Here is a 19436-nt window from a genome sequence, read left to right as displayed (position 1 = left end):
ATGAAAGTCGTGAACCATAGAGAAATTGCCGAGTGTACGTACGAAATAACATTACAGACTGATGTTTTTTTCCCTGCGGAGCCCGGTCAGTTTGTGCACATCCTTGTAGATCCTCCCCATCAGCTCAGACGTCCGTTATCACTTGCTTCTTCCTCCGGAAGGGAAATCACCGTGGTCTATAAGACGTTCGGAGAAGGTACACGAACCCTCGCGAACAAAAAGAGGGGGGAGACGGTTAACGTTCTCGGTCCCCTTGGAAACGGGTTCACCCTGCCCGAGCAGAAAAAGGTGATGCTTGTAGGAGGAGGGGTCGGTGTACCCCCGTTACTCTGGCTTGCAAAAGAGCTGCATAAGAATGGCAAAAAAGTCAGTGCTGTATTAGGTTTCAAATCTGTAAATCAAGTTTTTTACAGAAGAGAAATGGAGGAGTATGCGGAAGTGACGGTAGTTACAGACGATGGTTCTTCCGGTGAAAAAGGACTGGTTACGAAGTGGCTGGATCCGGAAGCTGATGTTTATTATGCGTGCGGACCGAACCCCATGCTGAAAGCTCTGGAAGCACAACTTGCCATCCCCGGCTATAATTCCATGGAAGAGAGGATGGGCTGTGCTATCGGGGCCTGCTTCGCCTGTACTGTCGAAACCACGGATGGCGGTTACGTCAACGTATGTAAGGACGGGCCTGTTTTTCCGAAGGGGAGGGTGAAACTGCCATGAGTTTGCATGTACATTTACCCGGACTGGAATTGAAAAATCCCGTCATGCCTGCTTCCGGATGCTTCAGTTTCGGTAAAGAATATGCGCAGTTCTATGATCTCGATACTCTTGGAGCAGTAATTATGAAGGCTGCTACGAAAGAGCCCCGGTTGGGTAACAAAACACCGAGAGTCGCCGAAACTTCAAGCGGTATGCTGAATGCTATCGGATTACAGAACCCGGGTGTCGATAAAATAATAAGCGAAGAAATGCCGTTTCTGAACGAATATGCACTTCCGAAAATCGCGAATATAGCAGGGTCCTCCCCTGAAGAATATGCAGAAACAGCAAAGAAAATGTCTCCACATGTACAGGCGCTTGAGTTGAATATCTCCTGTCCGAACGTGAAAGAAGGAGGAATCCAGTTCGGAACCGATCCTGACCTCGCTTCGAACGTGGTTGGACAGGTAAAAAAAGTATCGGAAGTACCGGTTTATGTAAAACTCTCTCCGAACGTGACGGATATAAGGGGGATGGCAGTAGCCTGCGAACAGGCAGGCGCGGACGGATTGTCCATGATCAACACCATTACGGGAATGCAGATTTTGAAAGAGAGGAGACGTCCCCTGCTTCATAATCAGACAGGCGGTTTATCAGGGCCTGCAATCAAACCTGTAGCTATCCGTATGATCCACGAAGTTTATCCGTACGTCTCCGTCCCTATTATAGGCATGGGAGGCATCGGGTCTGCTGAAGATGTATTGGAGTTCTTACTGGCCGGAGCATCCGCTGTGGCCGTGGGTACAGCGAATTTCCACAATCCGTTCGTCATGCCCGAAATAATTGCTGACTTACCCGGAGTGCTCCGGGAATACGGTTTTTCTTCTGCGGAAGAAGCGATTGGAGGGGCTCACTATTGAAAACGTTACGTCCGCTTTATATAGCTCTTGATTTCCCCGGGAAAGAGGAAGCGCTCGAGTTTCTGGAAGCGCACAATCTCGAAAAAGTTCCTGTTAAGGTAGGAATGCAGCTGTTCTATAAAGAAGGGCCTGCTATTGTGCGTGAATTGAGGAAGAGGGGGCATCCGGTATTCCTTGATGTAAAGGTTCACGATATTCCGGCTACGGCCGAGGGGGCAGTGAAAAGTCTTGTCTCTCTGGATGTAGAAGTGCTCACCGTCCATGCCCAGGGCGGAAAAGAAATGATGAAGCGTGCCGGGCGTGCCGCTGGTGATACGGTGGTGCTGGCAGTCACTCAACTGACTTCCGTTACGGAGGAGATGCTGAATAGAGAGCTTGGTATTTCTTCGAGTCTGAAGGAGAATGTAATGAACCTCGCTCTGCAGGCTCAGGAATGCGGGATGGACGGGGTGGTTTGCTCCGTCTACGAGGCTAAGATGATAAACACCCGTGTAAAAAAAGAATTTCTCACTCTCACTCCGGGCATCCGTACGGAAACGGAAAGTAAGCACGATCAAAAACGTGCAGCTACTCCGGAGGAAGCGAGGCGGGAGGGGGCGACCGCCATTGTAGTGGGAAGAGCTGTTACGGAAGCGGATAATCCGAAAGAAATATACGAAGCGATACGAAGGGAGATTGGATAAAGTGAAGTTAGCAGAGGCATTAATGGAAATCGGGGCTATTCAAATTAACACCGCTGAATTTTTCACGTGGACCTCCGGTATTGAATCCCCGATATATTGTGATAACCGTCTTACAATTTCTTACCCATCCGTCAGAAAGGAAATATGCAGGCAGTTTGCAGCCAGAATCAAAGAACTGCCTGGGGAAGTGGATGTGATTGCTGGATGTGCCACGGCAGGCATCCCTCACGCAGCCTGGCTGGCTGAAGAACTCGGGCTGCCGATGGTGTATGTGCGAGGGTCCAAAAAGAAGCATGGAAAAGAAAATCTTATTGAGGGAGAGATTACCGCGGGACAGAGGGTCGTCGTAATCGAAGATCTCATTTCCACCGGGGGTTCGGCGGTGAAGGCTGCAGAAGCATTGAAAGATACCGGAGCCCAAGTGAAGGAAGTTTTAAGTATATTTACATACGAACTGCCACAATCAGCAGATGCATTCGGTGAGGGAGATCTTTCTTTCAGCTCTTTACTCACTTATTCGGAACTGGTCGATACTTTGAATCTGAATGAAGAAAATAAAAGAGTTTTGGAAAATTGGCGGAGTTCGATGAAGGAGAAAAAGGGCACGTAAGTTCCGGAAGCTGCTCTTTGCAATGACAGAAAAGGCCCGGCAGAACCGGAGAATATCTCCTGAGCTGCCGGGCCTGTATGAGTTTTTTACTTATCAGAATCTTATCTTCTTACTGTCCGGTTGACCGATTTTCGGTTTCAGCGTTACGTCGCAGTTGTCTGATCGATTTTTCTTCCGGAGTGACGAACAGGGTTTTCTGCCGATCATACGTCACAAATCCCGGTTTAGCCCCGGAAGGTTTTTTTACATACTTGATTTTCGTGTAATCTACAGGGACGGAAGAAGAAGCCGAGTACTTACTGAAGTAAGCTGCCAGCTGAGCTGCTTCCGTAAGGGTTTCCTCTGTGGGGTCGTTGTCTTTAATGACGACGTGAGACCCGGGGATATCTTTTGCGTGCAGCCAGATATCTTCTTTATTAGCGAGTTTGCTGGTTACATACTCATTTTGCAGATTGTTTCGCCCTACGTACAGTTCTGTGCCATCGGAAGCAGTATACTTCTCCGGCGAAGGTTTCTGTTTTTTGTTTTTTCTTTTTCCGGTGTTCACACGTTTTTTCATATAACCTTCGTCCCGCAATTCCTCCCTGATTTCTTCCACGTCCTGGGTTCTTGCGGCTTCCACCTGTTGAAGGAGTCTTTCCAGATACTCGATTTCTCCTTCTGTTTTCCTGATTTCCTTTTCGACGTATATTTTAGAGTTTTTCAGTTTCTGATATGTCTGGAAAAAGTTCTGGGCGTTTTGACTCGCCGTTTTATTAGGGTTCAGGTCGATGACGAGATCCGGCTGGTCTTCTTTGTAATAGTCCGTTACCGTCACCTCGGCGTCTCCGTTTTTAACCATGTGCATGTGAGCTGTAAGAAGCTCTCCCAATTTCTGATAATCCTCGGAAGCCTCTGATTTTTTCAACGTTTCTTCATGCTTTTTAATTTTGCGGTGGTTTTTGTCGATTTCATTTTTAAGGAATCTGTGCAGATCCCCTGCCTGCTGCTTCACCCGGTCCCGTTCCGCTTTTCCGGAATAATAAGCATCCAGCATTTTGCTGACAGAGGTATAAACCGTGCGCTCGGCATTCAAGTGTTCAAGTGGCAGAACGTGAAAAGTTTCTTTCTCCCCGTCGTAAACAGCAGGTGTATAGGAATGGGACGTGATCAGCTCTTTTAATGAATCGTAAGCTTCACTGAAGCCGGATACGTTTCCGAGACCGGCTCTGTAAACGACTTCCTTTGTAATGACAGGGGAGAAGCCCATGACGATATTCAGAAGCTGCCGGTCCATCTTCCCTGAATTGAAGTCCAGTTTACGCACGATATCCTCTCCATCGAGGTTCAGGGGAGAAATTTTCCCCTGCCCGGGCGGTGCGATGTAAGGTTGTCCGGGCATAATGGTCCTGTACGTATTCTGGGCTGGCGGCAGGTGTTTGATACTGTCAAGAATGTGTCCGCCTTCCCGGTCCACGAGCATTACGTTCGAATGCTTGCCCATGATTTCTATAATTACCGTTTTAAGTGTCTCGTCGCCTATTTCGTTTTTCGTTCGAATTTGCATGTGTACAATCCGTTCGTTCTCTATCTGTTCGACCCGTTCAAGAAAACCTCCTACAAGATGCTTTCTAAGGAGCATACAGAACATAGGGGGCTGCTTAGGATTGTGGTACGAGTCTTCCGTCAGATGGAACCTCGAGTAAACAGAGTGAGCGGAGACGAGTAACGAATGGTTAGTCCTGTCTTTTCTCACCTGAAATACGAGTTCTGTTTCCGTAGGCTGATATATTTTAGTGATTCTTCCTGTCTGCAATGTTTCGTTCAGTTCATGAACCGTTGCGCGTGTTACGATTCCGTCGAATGCCATAATGTCTTCACCTCTTGTCACAGTATAGCACGGAACACAAACGTACGTTCAAGTATCGCACAAACCGAAAAATTTTGTTACACTATACTGCATGGTTGTGGAATATAAAACGAAAAGCATCTAAATTATCCGGCGTATCACTTGAGGAAAACGCTTGGAATCGCCTATAATGAGGGTAATATAGTGTTAGTCAAAAGTTGTTGGGAGGATACGGATTTGAGTTTAAAACTAATCAACATAGGTTTCGGGAATGTCGTTTCAGCGAATCGCATCATTTCAATTGTGAGCCCTGAGTCAGCCCCTATCAAACGGATTATTACTATTGCGAGAGACAACAACAAGCTGGTCGATGCTACATATGGAAGGCGCACACGTGCCGTGATCGTAACAGATTCCGATCATGTAGTCCTGTCTGCAGTGCAGCCGGAGACAGTAGGACAACGCGTGCTGAGTCACGAAGAAATTTCTGACGATAACTAGGAGGAAAAGCGGTGTGATAAAAGAAAAAGGTATCTTATTTGTATTATCCGGCCCATCCGGTGTCGGAAAAGGGACGGTCCGCAAAGCTCTTTTTGAACAGGATACTGACCTCAGATATTCGATCTCCATGACTACAAGAGCACCACGTGAAGGTGAGAAAGACGGAGTGGATTATTTCTTCAAAACGAGAAACGAATTCGAAAAACTGATCTCCGAGGGCGAACTCATAGAGTACGCGGAGTATGCGAATAACTATTACGGCACACCGAAAGCGTATGTGCAGCAGACTCTCGAAGAAGGTAAGGACGTATTTCTCGAAATCGAAGTGAATGGGGCGTTGCAGGTTCGCGAAAACTTTCCGGAGGGAGTATTCGTCTTCCTCATTCCTCCTTCCCTTGAAGAACTGAAAGACAGGATCGTGAACAGGGGTACGGAAACGGAAGAGAAAATTAAGGCGAGACTGGAAGCTGCAAGAGACGAAATCGATATGATGGATAATTATGATTATGTCATCGTAAATGATAATGTGGACCATGCCGTCTCTAAAGTACAGTCCGTCGTACTAAGTGAACATTGCAAAAGAAGCCGTGTTGCAAAACAATATAAACAGGCACTGGAGGAGGATTTAACATGATGCTTGAACCGTCCATCGACTCTCTGCAAAAGCAGATCAGTTCGAAATACACCCTCGTAGCTCTCTCTGCCCGCCGGGCGAGAGAACTGAAGCAGGGAGCAGAACCGCTCGTTGAAAAGACGAAGTCACCACAGTCTGTCGGTGTCGCACTGCAGGAAATCGAAGAAGGGGAACTTTCCTATTCGTATTCGGATAAAGTGCACACGCGTACGGAGAAAGATTAATAGTTTCAGGAAAGAGCCGCGTGGACAGCGCGGCTCTTGTTTATAGCAGAGGATTCCATTTACCTGAGGAGGGACCGTTTATGCTTGAGAATAAGAAGATAGTACTTGGGGTTTCAGGCGGAATCGCCGCCTACAAAGCAGCTTCGCTTACAAGTAAGCTAACGCAGCAGGGGGCAGTCGTGAAAGTGATCATGACGGATCACGCTAAAAACTTTGTCGGTGCCTCCACTTTTCAGGCGTTGTCGAGACAGCCTGTGTACGATGACACTTTTGATGAACAGGACCCGGAAGGAGTGCAGCACGTAGACCTGGCTGACTGGGCTGACCTGTTTATGCTGGCTCCTGCTACTGCCAACCTTATCGGAAAACTTGCGAACGGCATCGCTGATGATATGCTCACGACGACCTTGCTGGCAACGGAAGCTCCCGTTTATATAGCCCCGGCCATGAACGTGCACATGTACCAGCATCCCTCGGTCATCTCCAACCTTAAGAAGCTGAACAGCTTCGGATTCAAATTCATAGAACCGGGGGACGGCTATCTCGCCTGCGGATACGTAGGCAAAGGGAGGCTTGAGGAACCTGAAACGATTATAACCGTACTCGAGAATGAAATGAAAAGGACGAAAGTATTACAGGGAAAGAGAATTCTTATTACGGCAGGACCCACAAGGGAAAAAATCGATCCGGTGCGTTTCTTTTCCAATCCTTCCACCGGTAAGATGGGCTTCGCTCTTGCAGGGCAGGCCGCCGAGATGGGAGCTGAAGTGACCCTTATAAGCGGACCCGTAAACCTGGAGACTCCTCCGGGTGTGAACAGAATTGATATTACTTCCGCCTCCGATATGTTTGAATCGGTAATCGAACATTTTCCGGGGCAGGACGTGACGATTAAAACGGCTGCTGTAGCGGATTACCGGCCTTCCGTAACTTACGAACACAAGATGAAGAAAAAAGACGAAGCGTTAGGAGTAAGCATGGAACGTACGACCGATATTTTAAAAGAGCTCGGGAGGCGGAAAGAAACCCAGTTCCTTGTCGGATTTGCAGCAGAAACGCAGCAGGTGAAAGAGTATGGAAGACAGAAGTTGGAAAGCAAAAACCTGGATGCTGTCGTAATTAACGATGTTTCCGAAGAAGGATCGGGATTCGCCGCAGACACGAACCGGGTTATCTGGATGAGCAAAAGGAATGAGGAGACCCTCCCTCTTCTTGATAAACAGGAAACGGCGAAAGAGATCCTTTACAGAATCGCCGAGGAGATGAAGGGTGTATGATCGCTAAAGTGATCGTCGACGTTCCGACGAACCAGACGAACCGGCCTTTTGACTATTTAATCCCTGAAGAATTCACTCATGTTATCGACATAGGTATGCGGGTGATTGTACCATTTGGTCCGAGGAAAATACTCGGGTACGTTGTAGGATTTGAAGAGAGGACCGACGTGGAGAAAGTCAAATCTCTGGAGGAAGTGCTGGATGTTACTCCTGTCCTTACCCCTGAGCTTCTGCGTTTGGGGAAATGGCTTGCCTCCCGGACGCTAAGCTTCTATATTTCCTGTCTCCAGGTAATGCTTCCACAGGTGTTGAAAGCAAAATATAAAAAAGAAATCTGGAGAATAGAAGAACACCTTCCCGAAGAGCTTGAAAATCTGTTCCAGGGGAGTGACGTGCTTACGAGCGAAGAATGGGAAGCATCTTCTTTCAAATATCATCACTTAAAGAAGTGGGTGGATGATGGCTATCTCGATGTACGTTATGAAGTGAAAAGTAAAGAAACTAAACGGAAAATCACTGTAATTGAACCGGGAGCGGACCCGGTGAGATTAGAGGAACTGATTGCAGAGATACCTGCACAGGCTAAAAAACAGCGGGCTCTGATCGACTTTTTTGTGGACTACCCTGATCCTATTCCGAAAAAAGATTTACTGAACTTCGTAAAGACGACGGATGCTTCACTGAACCCCCTCCTTAAGAAGGGGTATTTGCAATCCTACAGCCAGGAAATTTTAAGGGACCCTTATGAAGGCCATACCTTTACGAGTACGAGCCCTCCCCCGCTCACCCGATATCAGCAGCAGGCTATGGATGAGATTGTGGATTCGGTGAAGAATGAAAAGCCTGATGTGTATTTGCTGCATGGTGTGACCGGAAGTGGAAAGACGGAAGTTTACATGCAGTCCATCCAGGAAGTTTTGGCACGTGGGGAAGAAGCGATTATGCTGGTGCCGGAAATAGCACTTACTCCGCAGATGGTGGAACGATTCAAAGGTAGATTCGGATCTAAAGTGGCAGTATTACACAGTGCGCTTTCCGCCGGGGAAAAGTACGACGAATGGCGAAAAATCCAGCGGCGGGACGTTCAGGTTGTAGTAGGAGCCCGTTCGGCGATTTTCGCCCCTTTCAGAAACCTCGGTCTCATCATCATCGATGAGGAACATGAAACGAGTTATAAACAGGAAGACCGGACGAGATACCATGCAAGGGACGTAGCTCTGAAGCGGGCTTCGGAACATGGCTGCCCGGTAGTGCTCGGGTCGGCGACTCCTTCCCTTGAAAGCTTCGCCAGAGCACAAAAAGGAAATTACCGGCTTCTTGAACTGCCTGAACGTATGAATGAACAGGCTATGCCGACAGTGGAACTGGTCGACATGAGAGATGAACTGCACGAAGGGAACAGGTCCATGTTTTCCCAGTCGTTGAAAGCAAAACTTGAAGAGCGTCTCCAAAAGGGTGAACAGTCCGTATTGTTCCTGAACCGGAGGGGTTACTCCACTTTCGTTATGTGCAGGGACTGCGGGCACGTCGTTGAATGTCCGTACTGTGATATTTCCATGACGTATCACAGGAATCAGGAACGTCTGAAATGCCACTACTGTTCTTTTGAAAAACCGATGCCCTCGAAGTGTCCGGAATGTGAAAGTAAAACGATCCGGTATTTTGGTACGGGAACGCAGAAAGTGGAAGAGCATCTTCAACAGCTGATCCCCGAAGCCAGAATAATTCGGATGGACGTAGATACTACGAGGCGAAAAGGGGCACATGAGAAGCTGCTCACAAAATTCGGAAACAATGAAGCGGACATTCTGCTCGGCACTCAAATGATAGCCAAAGGCCTTGATTTCGGGAACGTCACGCTTGTAGGAGTACTTGCTGCAGACTCCCTGTTAAATCTCCCGGATTTCCGTGCGTCCGAGAAGACGTTTCAGCTGTTAACCCAGGTGAGCGGTCGAGCGGGACGTCACGAGAAAGAGGGCGAGGTGGTCGTTCAGACGTATACTCCCGATCATTACAGCATCCAGCTGGCCAGTACGTATGACTTCAACCGGTTCTACGAGGAGGAGATGAAGTACAGAAAAATGTTCCATTACCCTCCTTTTTATTACCTGACGCTGCTCACTGTTTCGCACCCCAATACATTCCAGGCGCAGGAAGTCACCAGAAAAATCGCTCAATATCTGAAGCAGAATCTCTCGGAGACTGCCGAGGTGCTGGGGCCGACTCCTTCCCCGCTTGAACGGATCAATAATAGATATCGCTATCAAACAATGGTAAAATACAAATCAGAACCGGACCAGCAGAAGTATGTTCAGAGAATAATGAATTACTATGAAAGCGAAATGAAAGAGCAGAACGGTTTACAGATTATCGTTGATTTTCAACCGTACCAGCTTATGTAAAGGGAAGGATATTTTTATGACGAACATTGTACTTATGGGAACACCGGATTTTTCTGTTCCGGTTTTGAATAGACTTATAGAAGAAGGATACAACATCTCACTTGTAGTAACACAGCCGGACAGGCCGAAAGGGAGAAAGAAGATTTTAACCCCTCCACCGTTGAAAGAAGCGGCGGAAGCATCGGGTATCCCGGTGTTTCAGCCCGAAAAAGTGAAGAAAGAATATCAGAAAATATTGGAGTATGACCCGGATCTGATAATCACTGCGGCGTACGGGCAGATTTTACCGAAAAGCCTTCTCGATTACCCGCGACTTGGAGCGATAAATGTTCATGCATCCCTTCTTCCCGAATATCGGGGAGCGGCTCCTATCCACTATGCGCTGATGGATGGCAGGAAAGAGACCGGTGTAACCATTATGTATATGGTTCCGGAACTCGATGCAGGAGATATGCTTTCCGCGAAAAGGATAAATGTGAATGAAGAAGATGATGTAGGCAGTCTGCATGATAAACTGGCGCAGACCGGCGCTGAATTGCTGTCGGAAACCTTACCATCTCTTATAAATGGCACCATTGAGGCAGAGGAGCAGGATGCTTCCAAAGCTACTTTCGCTCCTACCATTAAAAGAGGGGAAGAACTCGTCGATTTCAGCCTACCCCGTGACGTGGTGTGGGGGCATATACGCGGAATGAGCCCGTGGCCGGTCGCCTATACTTACTGGGGCGGGAAACCGCTGAAGTTATGGGCTGCACAAAAATACGACCAGACCGGGAGCCAGGCTCCCGGTACAGTGATGGATAAAACAAAAGAGGGAATAGTCGTCGTCTGCGGGGACGGAAACAGCGTTGTTATTACAGAACTGCAGCCTTCCGGTAAAAAACGGATGGATGGAACTTCTTTTATCAATGGTATCGGCCAGACGATGGAAATCGGAGAAGTGCTGGGTGAAAACGATGAGTAATACAGTGCGGGAATCAGCTCTATATCTTTTGACTCGTGTCGGGGAAGAAGGCGGGTTCAGCCACGTTCTCGTCAATCGGGAAATTGAAAATGGCCAATTCTCCTCTCAGGATTCCGGTCTTCTCACCGAACTCGTATATGGAACGCTTCAGCACAGAGATCTGCTGGATTACTGGCTGGAGCCCTTTATGAAAAAGCAGAAGAAAATCACTCCCTGGGTGAAGTGGCTCCTTTATATGTCCGTGTATCAAATGGAAATGCTTGACCGGATCCCGGATCATGCTGTGTTGAATGAGGCTGTATCCATATCCAAACGAAAAGGTCACAAGGGGACAGCCTCGTTTACAAACGCGGTTCTGCGGTCTGTACAAAGGGAAGGAGTCCGTTCTGCAGACGAAATCGAAGACTCTGCCGAAAGACTCGCTATACGAACGAGCCATCCTTACTGGCTGGTCAACCGCTGGATCGATCAGTACGGGTATGAGACTACAGAAAGTATGTGCATGACGAACCAGCTTCGCATGCCGGAAAGCATAAGAGTACAGCCTTTACTTCTGAGCAGGGCAGAGGCCGTAACAGAACTTGAACGGGACGGGTTTGAGGTCGAAGAGTCCCGCTTTTCCTCCCAGGGGATCATTGTACATGAGGGGAATATCATTAAACATCGCCTTTTCCGGGAAGGGCTTGTGACTATTCAGGATCAGAGTTCCATGCTTGTGGCCGAACTGATGAATCCCGAGCCGGGACAGACAGTACTTGATGCCTGTGCCGCCCCGGGAGGAAAAACCACTCATATAAGCGAAAAGATGAAGAATGAGGGCGCCGTTTATGCCTACGATCTCCATAAGAAGAAAGCAGGTCTTATTAGAGAGAAGGCGAATACTCTCCGGCTGACGAACATTCATGCGGAGAATTACGATGCCAGAAAACTTCAGGATAAGCATAACAATGAAACGTTCGACCATATACTGGTAGATGCTCCGTGTTCAGGTTTTGGAGTTATACGGAGTAAACCCGATATTAAATACAGTAAGAAAGAAGAAGATATTTACAGATTGAGGGAAGTTCAGGACCATATTTTGGATCACGTGGCACCACTGTTGAAAGAGAATGGTCTGCTGGTGTACAGCACCTGTACAGTAGACCGGCATGAAAATGACGAAGCAGTACGGGATTTTCTGAAGCGCCACCCGGCGTTTGAAACGGAAGATTTCGGCGACAAAGTGCCGGAAGACTTACAGCATCGGGTCGTTTCCCGGGTCGGTCTTCAAATTTTCCCTCAGGATGCGGACTCCGACGGATTTTTTGTTACTCTGCTCAGAAAAAAATCGAAATGAGGTGAGAGTGTGGAAGGACTTTTTCGCACAGATAAAGGGAAAGTAAGACCTCACAATGAAGATTCGGGTTCTGTCAGTAAACACCCGTATGGAAATTTCTGGTTGGCCGTCGTTGCGGACGGTATGGGCGGACACCGGGCGGGAGATGTAGCAAGCAAAATTGCCGTAGATCGTATGAAAGCATCTTTTAACGAAAAGGAGTCTTTTACAGATTCCAAAGATATAAAAGGCTGGTTCGAAGAGATAATTCATGAAATCAACGGGGAAGTCCTCCGCCTTGGCTCTCTACACAGGGAGTACCAGGGGATGGGTACGACGGTTGTAGCTGCCGTGTGTACACCGCATATGATCGGCATAGTGAACGTCGGTGACAGTCGCTGTTACATAGCTGATGTTAACGGGTTCCATCAGGCTACCAGCGACCACTCCCTCGTTAATGAAATGGTACGTGCCGGCCGGATTTCCGAGGAAGAAGCAGAAGACCACCCGAGAAAAAATATTCTTACCCAGGCTATCGGAACAGAGAAGAATATTTCACCTGATCTGTACTTTCCTTCAACAGAAGGAACTACACGAATTCTGCTTTGTTCCGACGGCTTGACAGATAAGGTATCGGATCCGGAACTCTCAAAACTCCAGGACTTCAGCGAGCAGGACGAAGGGCTCGTACAACATTGGATTGACCTGGCAAATGAGCGTGGAGGAGAAGACAATATTTCTCTTGCCGTCATTAAAAGGTCTGCTTTTACTGATAAAGAAGGTGAAAGATAATGCTTGAAAATCAATGGCTAAATGACCGCTTTCTTGTAAAGGAAATGATTGGCGGCGGAGGGATGGCGTATGTTTATTTAGCTTTTGACACTGTCAGCGAGCAGGAAGTGGCAGTTAAAGTGCTTCGCATGGAGTACGGGGAAGATGAAGAGTTCATCGCCAGGTTCCATCGTGAAGCCCAGGCTTCCATAAGTCTTAACCACCCCAATATCGTAAATATATTTGATGTGGGCGAAGAACAGGGCATCTATTACATGGTAATGGAACTCATAGAAGGGATGACGCTGAAAAAATACATACAGTACCATTCCCCGGTCGACCCTGCTGAAGCTGTCGGCATTATGAGACAGATCACCGAAGCTATGGATTATGCTCATGCCAACGGTCTGATTCACCGGGATATTAAACCTCAGAACATTCTTATCAGCCCTCAGGGAACAGTGAAAGTGACCGACTTTGGTATAGCCATGGCACTTTCCTCCACTGCACTTACCCAGACGAATTCTGTGCTCGGTTCCGTCCACTATTTATCACCGGAGCAGGCCAGAGGAGGTACAGCGACCAGAAGATCAGACATTTATTCTCTCGGTATCGTCCTGTTCGAACTATTGACCGGCCGCCTCCCTTTTTCCGGGGAGTCTCCGGTATCTGTCGCACTGAAACATCTCCAGCATGATACACCTTCCATATCCAAATATACTGAAGTCCCGCAAAGTATAGAAAATATCGTATTGAAAGCCACTGCCAAAAACCCCCTGCACCGCTACTCTGAAGTTGAAGAAATGGATGAAGATTTAAGCAGATGTCTGACGGAAAGAAACCCTGCTCCTTTTAAACTCCCGGAGGAAGAAGGCGAAGAAACGAAGGCGATTCCTGTGGTGACGGAAGACTACCGTTCCGGGGGCGCGGAAGAGACTTTACGACATGCAGGCGGCAAACCTCTGAGGGAGAAAAAGAGGAAAAAGGGCAGAGTCTGGATTATCGCATTTATCATTTTTCTGTTTATAGGTGGAGGGGCGGCTGTAGCAGTACCAATGGTTCTTGGACCGAAAGAAGTCGAAGTGGCTGATGTTACCGGAATGGAATATGAAGATGCTTACAGCACTCTTCTCGATTCCAGTCTGCAGGTGGAAAGAGGAAGTGCCTATTCCGATGACGTGGAGGAAGGCGACGTAATTCAGATAAGCCCCTCTCCTGGCAGCAGGGTTCCTGAAGAAACGGAAGTCACAGTCGTCTCCAGTAGGGGGAAAAGGACTGTTAAGATATCGGATTACACAGGGGAAGACTTCAGGGCAGCAAAAAAAACACTTGAAGAAAAAGGGTTCACTTCCGTGTTTTCCATCCATAACAGTTCGGAACGTCCCGCGGGTGAAATTCTTGAACAACTGCAGCCGGCTGCCGATCGCAAAGTGATCCCCGGCGAGACCAGTGTATTGTTCAGAGTAAGCTCCGGTCCTCCGAAGGTTCTGCTCAGACCCCTGAGGGGAATGAGTGAGGACAAAGCCCGGGAATACCTGGAAGGAGAGGGGATGAAAATGAAAGTCGAGGAACAGTTTTCGGGGGAAGTGGAGGCCGGAAAAATAGTCTCCCAGTCTCCGGACGCTTTCTCGGAAATTGAGAGAGGTACCAAGGTCACTATAAGTCTTTCACTGGGCCAGAAGGAGAAACCGATGAAAGAAAAGACGTTGACTTTCGATCTGCCCTACACCGGGGAAAATGGGGAAGAGGAGACGTATCAGATATTTTTGAAAGATGCCAATACGAAAGATAAAGAAGTTTTCCTGGAAAAAGTCATTACGGAAGAGAAAACTGTGGAAATAGATGTGCAGATAAGAGAAGGAGAGGAAGCTGTATACCGTGTAGAGAAGCACGGGGACATTGTGAAAGAAGGTAAGACGGAATATTAGAGGAGGAATTGGATGGCTCGGGGTATCATTATCCAATCACTGAGCGGGTTTTACGATGTGTTGATGGGTGAGGAAGTTTACCGTTGTAGAGGTCGTGGATTGTTCAGAAACAAAAAAATCAGCCCGCTTGTCGGGGATGTCGTTCAATTCGACCCTGAACAAGGGTACCTTCTTTCTGTGGAAGAAAGATCGAATGAACTCATTCGTCCTCCTATTGCCAATATTGATCAGGCAATCGTGGTAGTCTCTGCGGTGGAACCTAAGTTCAACTCCCGACTGCTCGACAGGTTCTTAGTTTTAATAGAGGCTAAAATGATAAATCCTGTAATTGTCATTTCAAAACAGGACCGGGTTACCGCTTCGGAAGATATAGCAAAGTACCGCAGAATTTACGAGCAGGCAGGATACGAGGTCATTTTGACTGATCCCGGAAACGAAGAGGCACTCACCCGGGTCAAAGATCTTTTCAAAAGCAAAACAACTGTGATAGCAGGACAATCGGGGGTAGGGAAGTCCACTCTGCTGAATGCTCTGCAGTCCTCTCTTTTTCTCGAGACGGGAGAAATATCCCGCAGTCTTGGCAGAGGAAAACACACGACGAGGAGAGTCGAGCTGTTTTCAATCAATGGAGGTCTGGTGGCGGACACCCCCGGGTTCAGCTCTCTCGATTTTGATCCGGTAACATCTGTGAGTCTGGCAGAGTGCTTTCCGGAAATCAGAGAGTACGCTCCCGATTGTAAATTCAGGGGATGTATACATGACAGGGAACCAAAGTGTGCTGTGAAACAGGCAGTCGAGGATGGGAATATCCATGAGTTCAGGTACGACCATTACATTGAATTTTTACACGAAATACAAAACAGAAAGCCGAGGTATTGAATTATGACCAAAATAGCCCCATCTATTCTTGCTTCAGATTTTGCCAACTTGGAATCGGAAATTAAGGAAGTGGAACAGGCAGGAGCGGATTATATCCATGTTGATGTTATGGATGGAAAATTCGTACCTAATATTTCTATAGGTATACCTGTCGTAAAAGCTATTCGTCCGGTAACTGATCTGCCGCTGGACGTTCATCTGATGATCAGTGACCCGGAAAATTATGTGGAGGCATTTGCCGAAGCGGGCGCATCCATAATTACTGTTCATCAGGAGGCTACATCTCACCTGCACCGAACCATTCAGCTGATAAAAAACAGCGGGACAAAAGCCGGCGTGGTTATTAATCCGGCAACCCCTGTCGAAATGCTAAAACCGATTCTGCATGAAGTGGAGCTTGTACTGGTGATGTCCGTAAACCCCGGTTTTGGAGGTCAGAAGTTTATTCCGGAGGTCATGGAGAAAGTGGAGAAACTTTATACGTGGAGAAAAGAAATGAACAATTATTCCTACGAAATTGAAGTGGACGGAGGAGTCAATAAAGAAACCTCCGGCTTATGCAAACAGGCAGGAGCTGATGTGCTCGTGGCCGGAAGTGCGATATTCAACGACCGGGACCGGGAAAAAGCTGTATCAGAAATTCGTGACAGTTAGGGGCTTTCAGATATGAGCTTAATTGCAATTGTAGGCGGGGGACCGTCGCAGTATATACCGGAGAACTTTTACGAGGATGTATCTTTCTGGATAGGAGCAGACGGTGGAGCGCAGGTGCTTTTGGAAAGAGGGATGCGTGTGGATCTGGCAATCGGTGACTTTGACTCGGTCACTTCCGACACGCTTCGAAAAATCAAAGAAGAAGCTTACGAAACGAAGGTTTACTCCCGTGAAAAAGATGAGACAGACCTTGAACTGGCAGTACAGGAAGCCATTTCGAAAGGAGCGGATCACATTCTGTTTTACGGGGTTACAGGCGGAAGGATGGATCACACGCTGGCTAACATTCAACTTCTGTACCCCATGATTCAGCAAAATCTTAAAGGGACGATTGTGGACCGTCAAAACGAAATCGAAGTGAAACTTCCGGGGGTGCATACCGTTGAATATAGTGACGATTACCCTTACGTGTCTTTCATCCCCCTTTCCCTTAAGGTGAAGAGCTTGTCCCTGCAGGGGTTCAAGTATCATCTGGAAGCGGAGGATCTGCCTATCGGCTCCACGTTGTGCCTTTCCAACGAACTGGAAAAGGAAACTGGAACTTATTCCTTTGAAGAGGGGATCGTGCTGACGATCAAAAGCAGAGATGCAGCTCCATACATTCCTGAATAATAAAAAAAGCACCCCGAGGGGTGCTTTTTAGCATCATACGCGAGTTACTTTGCCTGATTTCAGCTCGCGGGCAGAAACGTAAACTTTTTTCGGTTTTCCATCAACGAGGATGCGAACCTTTTGTACGTTAGCTTTAAATTTACGTTTATTTGCGTTCATAGCGTGAGAACGATTGTTCCCGCTCCGGGTTTTACGTCCAGAAACGACACAACGACGTGCCATATCGAATCCCTCCAATTTACAATTTAGATACTTAATTACTCTATCATAGTCAAAAACGTAATGCAATCCATTATATCAAGAATTTCCTCTTGACAGAACGATTCAATTGTTACAGAGTATTATAGGGAAGAAGGTCGTCCTGTGTTATAATTGCTGGGCATGGAGAACATGTTAAAGGAGGATCCGAATGTCGGTAGAAATGAATACAAATAATGGTCAAATTACAATAAGCACCGAAGTTATTTCCACAGTCGCCGGTGGGGCTGCAGTAGAATGCTACGGTATAGTAGGCATGGCTTCGAAAAATCAGCTGAGAGACGGACTGTCGGAAATGTTGAAGAAAGAGAACTTCTCCCGGGGAGTGGTAGTGCGTCAGGAAGAGGAAGAAGTACATATTGATATGTACATCATTGTGAGTTATGGTACGAAAATTTCCGAGATAGCCCACAACGTACAATCTCAGGTTAAATATACTTTAGGCAAAACGATCGGACTCACGGTAAGCTCCGTTAACATCTATATACAGGGCGTACGAGTGACGAGTGACGATTAGATCAAACTGAGAAAGTCAGCTAAAGGAGGAAGAAGCGTGAGTTTACAGGAGTTGGATGGGCGGACCTTCGCAGCGATGGTGCTTCAGGGTTCCCGCTACTTGTCGAAGAATGCTCAAATGATTGATGCTCTGAACGTGTTTCCCGTTCCTGATGGGGATACGGGTACAAACATGAACCTTTCCATGACTTCAGGTCAGGAAGAAGTTAAAAGTATTACGAGTGATCATACCGGAGAGGTTTCCAAAGCTTTAGCCAAAGGGTTGCTGATGGGAGCACGGGGCAACTCGGGTGTCATTTTGTCCCAACTGTTCCGCGGATTTTCAAAATCGATGGAAACGAAACGGACAGTAACGACCACAGACTATGCCACCGCCATGGCCCGAGGGGTGGAAACGGCTTACAAAGCAGTTATGAAACCGGTGGAGGGCACGGTTCTTACGGTGGCCCGCGAGGCAAGTGAAGAAGCTCAGAAGGCCGCGGAAGAGGAAAAAGAGTTCATCCCGTTTCTCGAACGGGTAGTAACAGCTGCGAAAAAGTCTCTGGAAAACACACCCGAACTGCTTCCTGTATTGAAGGAAGTAGGAGTCGTCGACAGCGGGGGCCAGGGTTTTCTGACTATTTATGAAGGGTTTCTTGCCAATCTCAAAGGAGAAGAGGTGCAGGAAGAAGATACTTCAATTGATATGGAAGACATGGTCAGTGCCGAACACCATAAATTGAACCAGGATTTTATGAATACGGAAGATATCCACTATGGATATTGCACGGAGTTCATGGTGAAGTTCGAAGAAGCAAAGCTTGAAGAAACCGCTTATGATGAAGATGCTTTTCGCGAAGATTTAAGTGAATTCGGCGACTCTCTTCTCGTAGTATCGGATGAAGAGCTTATCAAAGTCCACGTTCATGTGGAAGACCCGGGCAAAGCCCTGAGTCTTGGTCAGCGATACGGAAGTCTGACGAATATTAAAATAGAAAATATGAGGGAACAGCACACGTCTATTGTAGGTGACAAAGCGTCCCGTCCCCGTGAGAAAAGCGAATTAGGCATCGTAACAGTTGCTATGGGTGACGGGGTGAAGAAACTTTTTGAAAGCCTCGGCGTATCGGTAGTTATCGAAGGCGGACAGACGATGAATCCGTCTACGAAAGATATATCGGAAGCTATCAAAAAAGCTCATGCGAAACACATACTTATTCTCCCTAACAATAAGAATATTATAATGTCTGCAGAACAGGCAGCCGATCTTGCAGAAGAAGAGGTGGCTGTAGTTCCGAGCAAAAGCATACCCCAGGGGATGAGCGCTATGCTTGGATTCTCCTCTGAATTGAGTCTTGAGGAAAATAAGGAAGCGATGGACGGGCTGCTTGGAGAAGTCAAGACCGGCCAGGTAACTTATGCAGTACGGGATACAAAAATAGAAGGAGTCTCGATAGAGAAAGATCATTTCATGGGGATCCATGACGGTGATATAGCGGTTTCGGATTCTGACCGTCTGCAGACGGCCAAGGTACTGCTTTCCGATATGATTGCTGAGGAAGACGAAATTCTGACGGTGATATACGGAGAGGAAGTGTCAGAGAAGGAACTGACCGATCTGAAATCATTTATTGAAGCGGAATTCGAAGATGTGGAAATAGAGGTGCATGAAGGCGGTCAGCCCATCTACTCTTATATATTCTCTGTTGAATAATAAAAAGCGCA

General features: G+C 47.4%; 20 protein-coding genes. 18 read left to right on the top strand and 2 right to left on the bottom strand.

Annotation, left to right across the window (positions count from 1 at the left end; all coding sequences use genetic code 11):
• Genes BLU03_RS00955 through pyrE form a run of 4 tightly spaced genes read left to right on the top strand, consistent with a single transcriptional unit; the run spans nucleotide 1 to nucleotide 2909 of the window.
• Nucleotides 1-717 (top strand): dihydroorotate dehydrogenase electron transfer subunit, encoded by a 717-nt coding sequence (locus tag BLU03_RS00955; RefSeq protein ID WP_076570643.1) that lies wholly within the window; start codon nucleotides 1-3, stop codon nucleotides 715-717.
• On the top strand, nucleotides 714-1616 hold the full coding sequence (locus BLU03_RS00950; protein ID WP_076570319.1) for a dihydroorotate dehydrogenase: 903 nt from the start codon (nucleotides 714-716) through the stop codon (nucleotides 1614-1616). The genes BLU03_RS00955 and BLU03_RS00950 overlap by 4 nt, the downstream gene beginning before the upstream one ends.
• Nucleotides 1613-2299, top strand: coding sequence for an orotidine-5'-phosphate decarboxylase (gene pyrF, locus BLU03_RS00945; protein WP_093104939.1), 687 nt, complete (start codon nucleotides 1613-1615; stop codon nucleotides 2297-2299). The genes BLU03_RS00950 and pyrF overlap by 4 nt, the downstream gene beginning before the upstream one ends.
• Before the next feature lies 1 nt (nucleotide 2300).
• A complete protein-coding gene (gene pyrE, locus BLU03_RS00940; protein ID WP_093104937.1) occupies nucleotides 2301-2909 on the top strand; it encodes an orotate phosphoribosyltransferase in 609 nt (202 codons plus the stop codon).
• A gap of 109 nt (nucleotides 2910-3018) precedes the next feature.
• On the opposite strand, the gene BLU03_RS00935 is transcribed toward pyrE, so the two are convergent.
• A complete protein-coding gene (locus tag BLU03_RS00935; RefSeq protein WP_093104934.1) occupies nucleotides 3019-4758 on the bottom strand; it encodes an Rqc2 family fibronectin-binding protein in 1740 nt (579 codons plus the stop codon).
• A gap of 216 nt (nucleotides 4759-4974) precedes the next feature.
• Here BLU03_RS00935 and remA point away from each other — a divergent pair, with 216 nt between their 5' ends.
• The 12 genes from remA (at nucleotide 4975) to BLU03_RS00875 (ending at nucleotide 16958) form a co-directional block, all read left to right on the top strand.
• A complete protein-coding gene (gene remA, locus BLU03_RS00930) occupies nucleotides 4975-5238 on the top strand; it encodes an extracellular matrix/biofilm regulator RemA (RefSeq protein ID WP_008589801.1) in 264 nt (87 codons plus the stop codon).
• Between the two features lie 13 nt (nucleotides 5239-5251).
• Nucleotides 5252-5872, top strand: coding sequence for a guanylate kinase (gmk, locus tag BLU03_RS00925; protein ID WP_008589803.1), 621 nt, complete (start codon nucleotides 5252-5254; stop codon nucleotides 5870-5872).
• The gene (rpoZ, locus tag BLU03_RS00920; protein ID WP_008589805.1) at nucleotides 5869-6096 is read left to right on the top strand and encodes a DNA-directed RNA polymerase subunit omega; all 228 of its coding nucleotides are present in this window, start codon (nucleotides 5869-5871) and stop codon (nucleotides 6094-6096) included. Before gmk ends, rpoZ begins: the two co-directional genes overlap by 4 nt.
• A gap of 80 nt (nucleotides 6097-6176) precedes the next feature.
• The gene (gene coaBC, locus BLU03_RS00915; protein ID WP_093104931.1) at nucleotides 6177-7373 is read left to right on the top strand and encodes a bifunctional phosphopantothenoylcysteine decarboxylase/phosphopantothenate--cysteine ligase CoaBC; all 1197 of its coding nucleotides are present in this window, start codon (nucleotides 6177-6179) and stop codon (nucleotides 7371-7373) included.
• Nucleotides 7370-9775 (top strand): primosomal protein N', encoded by a 2406-nt coding sequence (priA, locus tag BLU03_RS00910; RefSeq protein WP_093104929.1) that lies wholly within the window; start codon nucleotides 7370-7372, stop codon nucleotides 9773-9775. The genes coaBC and priA overlap by 4 nt, the downstream gene beginning before the upstream one ends.
• Before the next feature lie 16 nt (nucleotides 9776-9791).
• Nucleotides 9792-10739 (top strand): methionyl-tRNA formyltransferase, encoded by a 948-nt coding sequence (gene fmt / locus BLU03_RS00905; RefSeq protein ID WP_093104926.1) that lies wholly within the window; start codon nucleotides 9792-9794, stop codon nucleotides 10737-10739.
• Nucleotides 10732-12075 (top strand): 16S rRNA (cytosine(967)-C(5))-methyltransferase RsmB, encoded by a 1344-nt coding sequence (gene rsmB / locus BLU03_RS00900; protein ID WP_176765372.1) that lies wholly within the window; start codon nucleotides 10732-10734, stop codon nucleotides 12073-12075. Before fmt ends, rsmB begins: the two co-directional genes overlap by 8 nt.
• A 9-nt stretch (nucleotides 12076-12084) precedes the next feature.
• Nucleotides 12085-12846 carry a Stp1/IreP family PP2C-type Ser/Thr phosphatase gene (locus BLU03_RS00895; RefSeq protein ID WP_093104920.1) on the top strand — a complete coding sequence of 254 codons (762 nt, stop codon included), beginning with the start codon at nucleotides 12085-12087 and terminating at the stop codon, nucleotides 12844-12846.
• The gene (gene pknB, locus BLU03_RS00890) at nucleotides 12846-14753 is read left to right on the top strand and encodes a Stk1 family PASTA domain-containing Ser/Thr kinase (protein WP_093104918.1); all 1908 of its coding nucleotides are present in this window, start codon (nucleotides 12846-12848) and stop codon (nucleotides 14751-14753) included. Before BLU03_RS00895 ends, pknB begins: the two co-directional genes overlap by 1 nt.
• Nucleotides 14754-14765: 12 nt before the next feature.
• The gene (gene rsgA, locus BLU03_RS00885; protein ID WP_076570342.1) at nucleotides 14766-15632 is read left to right on the top strand and encodes a ribosome small subunit-dependent GTPase A; all 867 of its coding nucleotides are present in this window, start codon (nucleotides 14766-14768) and stop codon (nucleotides 15630-15632) included.
• A 3-nt stretch (nucleotides 15633-15635) separates the two neighbouring features.
• On the top strand, nucleotides 15636-16286 hold the full coding sequence (gene rpe, locus BLU03_RS00880) for a ribulose-phosphate 3-epimerase (protein WP_076570344.1): 651 nt from the start codon (nucleotides 15636-15638) through the stop codon (nucleotides 16284-16286).
• Nucleotides 16287-16298: 12 nt separating this feature from the next.
• Entirely contained in the window at nucleotides 16299-16958 is a 660-nt protein-coding gene (locus BLU03_RS00875; RefSeq protein ID WP_008589821.1) for a thiamine diphosphokinase, read from the top strand.
• Nucleotides 16959-16991: 33 nt separating this feature from the next.
• Here the strand turns inward: BLU03_RS00875 and rpmB are convergent, their stop codons facing one another.
• Entirely contained in the window at nucleotides 16992-17180 is a 189-nt protein-coding gene (gene rpmB, locus BLU03_RS00870) for a 50S ribosomal protein L28 (protein ID WP_008587981.1), read from the bottom strand.
• A 187-nt stretch (nucleotides 17181-17367) separates the two neighbouring features.
• On the opposite strand from rpmB, the gene BLU03_RS00865 reads away from it, so the two are divergent.
• Together BLU03_RS00865 and BLU03_RS00860 are read left to right on the top strand one after the other, a co-directional pair.
• The gene (locus BLU03_RS00865; protein ID WP_008587979.1) at nucleotides 17368-17733 is read left to right on the top strand and encodes an Asp23/Gls24 family envelope stress response protein; all 366 of its coding nucleotides are present in this window, start codon (nucleotides 17368-17370) and stop codon (nucleotides 17731-17733) included.
• Between the two features lie 36 nt (nucleotides 17734-17769).
• Nucleotides 17770-19425: a DAK2 domain-containing protein gene (locus tag BLU03_RS00860; RefSeq protein WP_008587977.1), complete on the top strand. Its 1656-nt coding sequence runs from the start codon at nucleotides 17770-17772 to the stop codon at nucleotides 19423-19425.
• The last annotated feature ends 11 nt before the right edge of the window (nucleotides 19426-19436 follow it).

Origin of the sequence: Salimicrobium album (assembly GCF_900107115.1) — a bacterium.
Taxonomy (GTDB): domain Bacteria; phylum Bacillota; class Bacilli; order Bacillales; family Halobacillaceae; genus Salimicrobium; species Salimicrobium album.
This window is presented reverse-complemented; position numbering and strand designations above follow the sequence as displayed.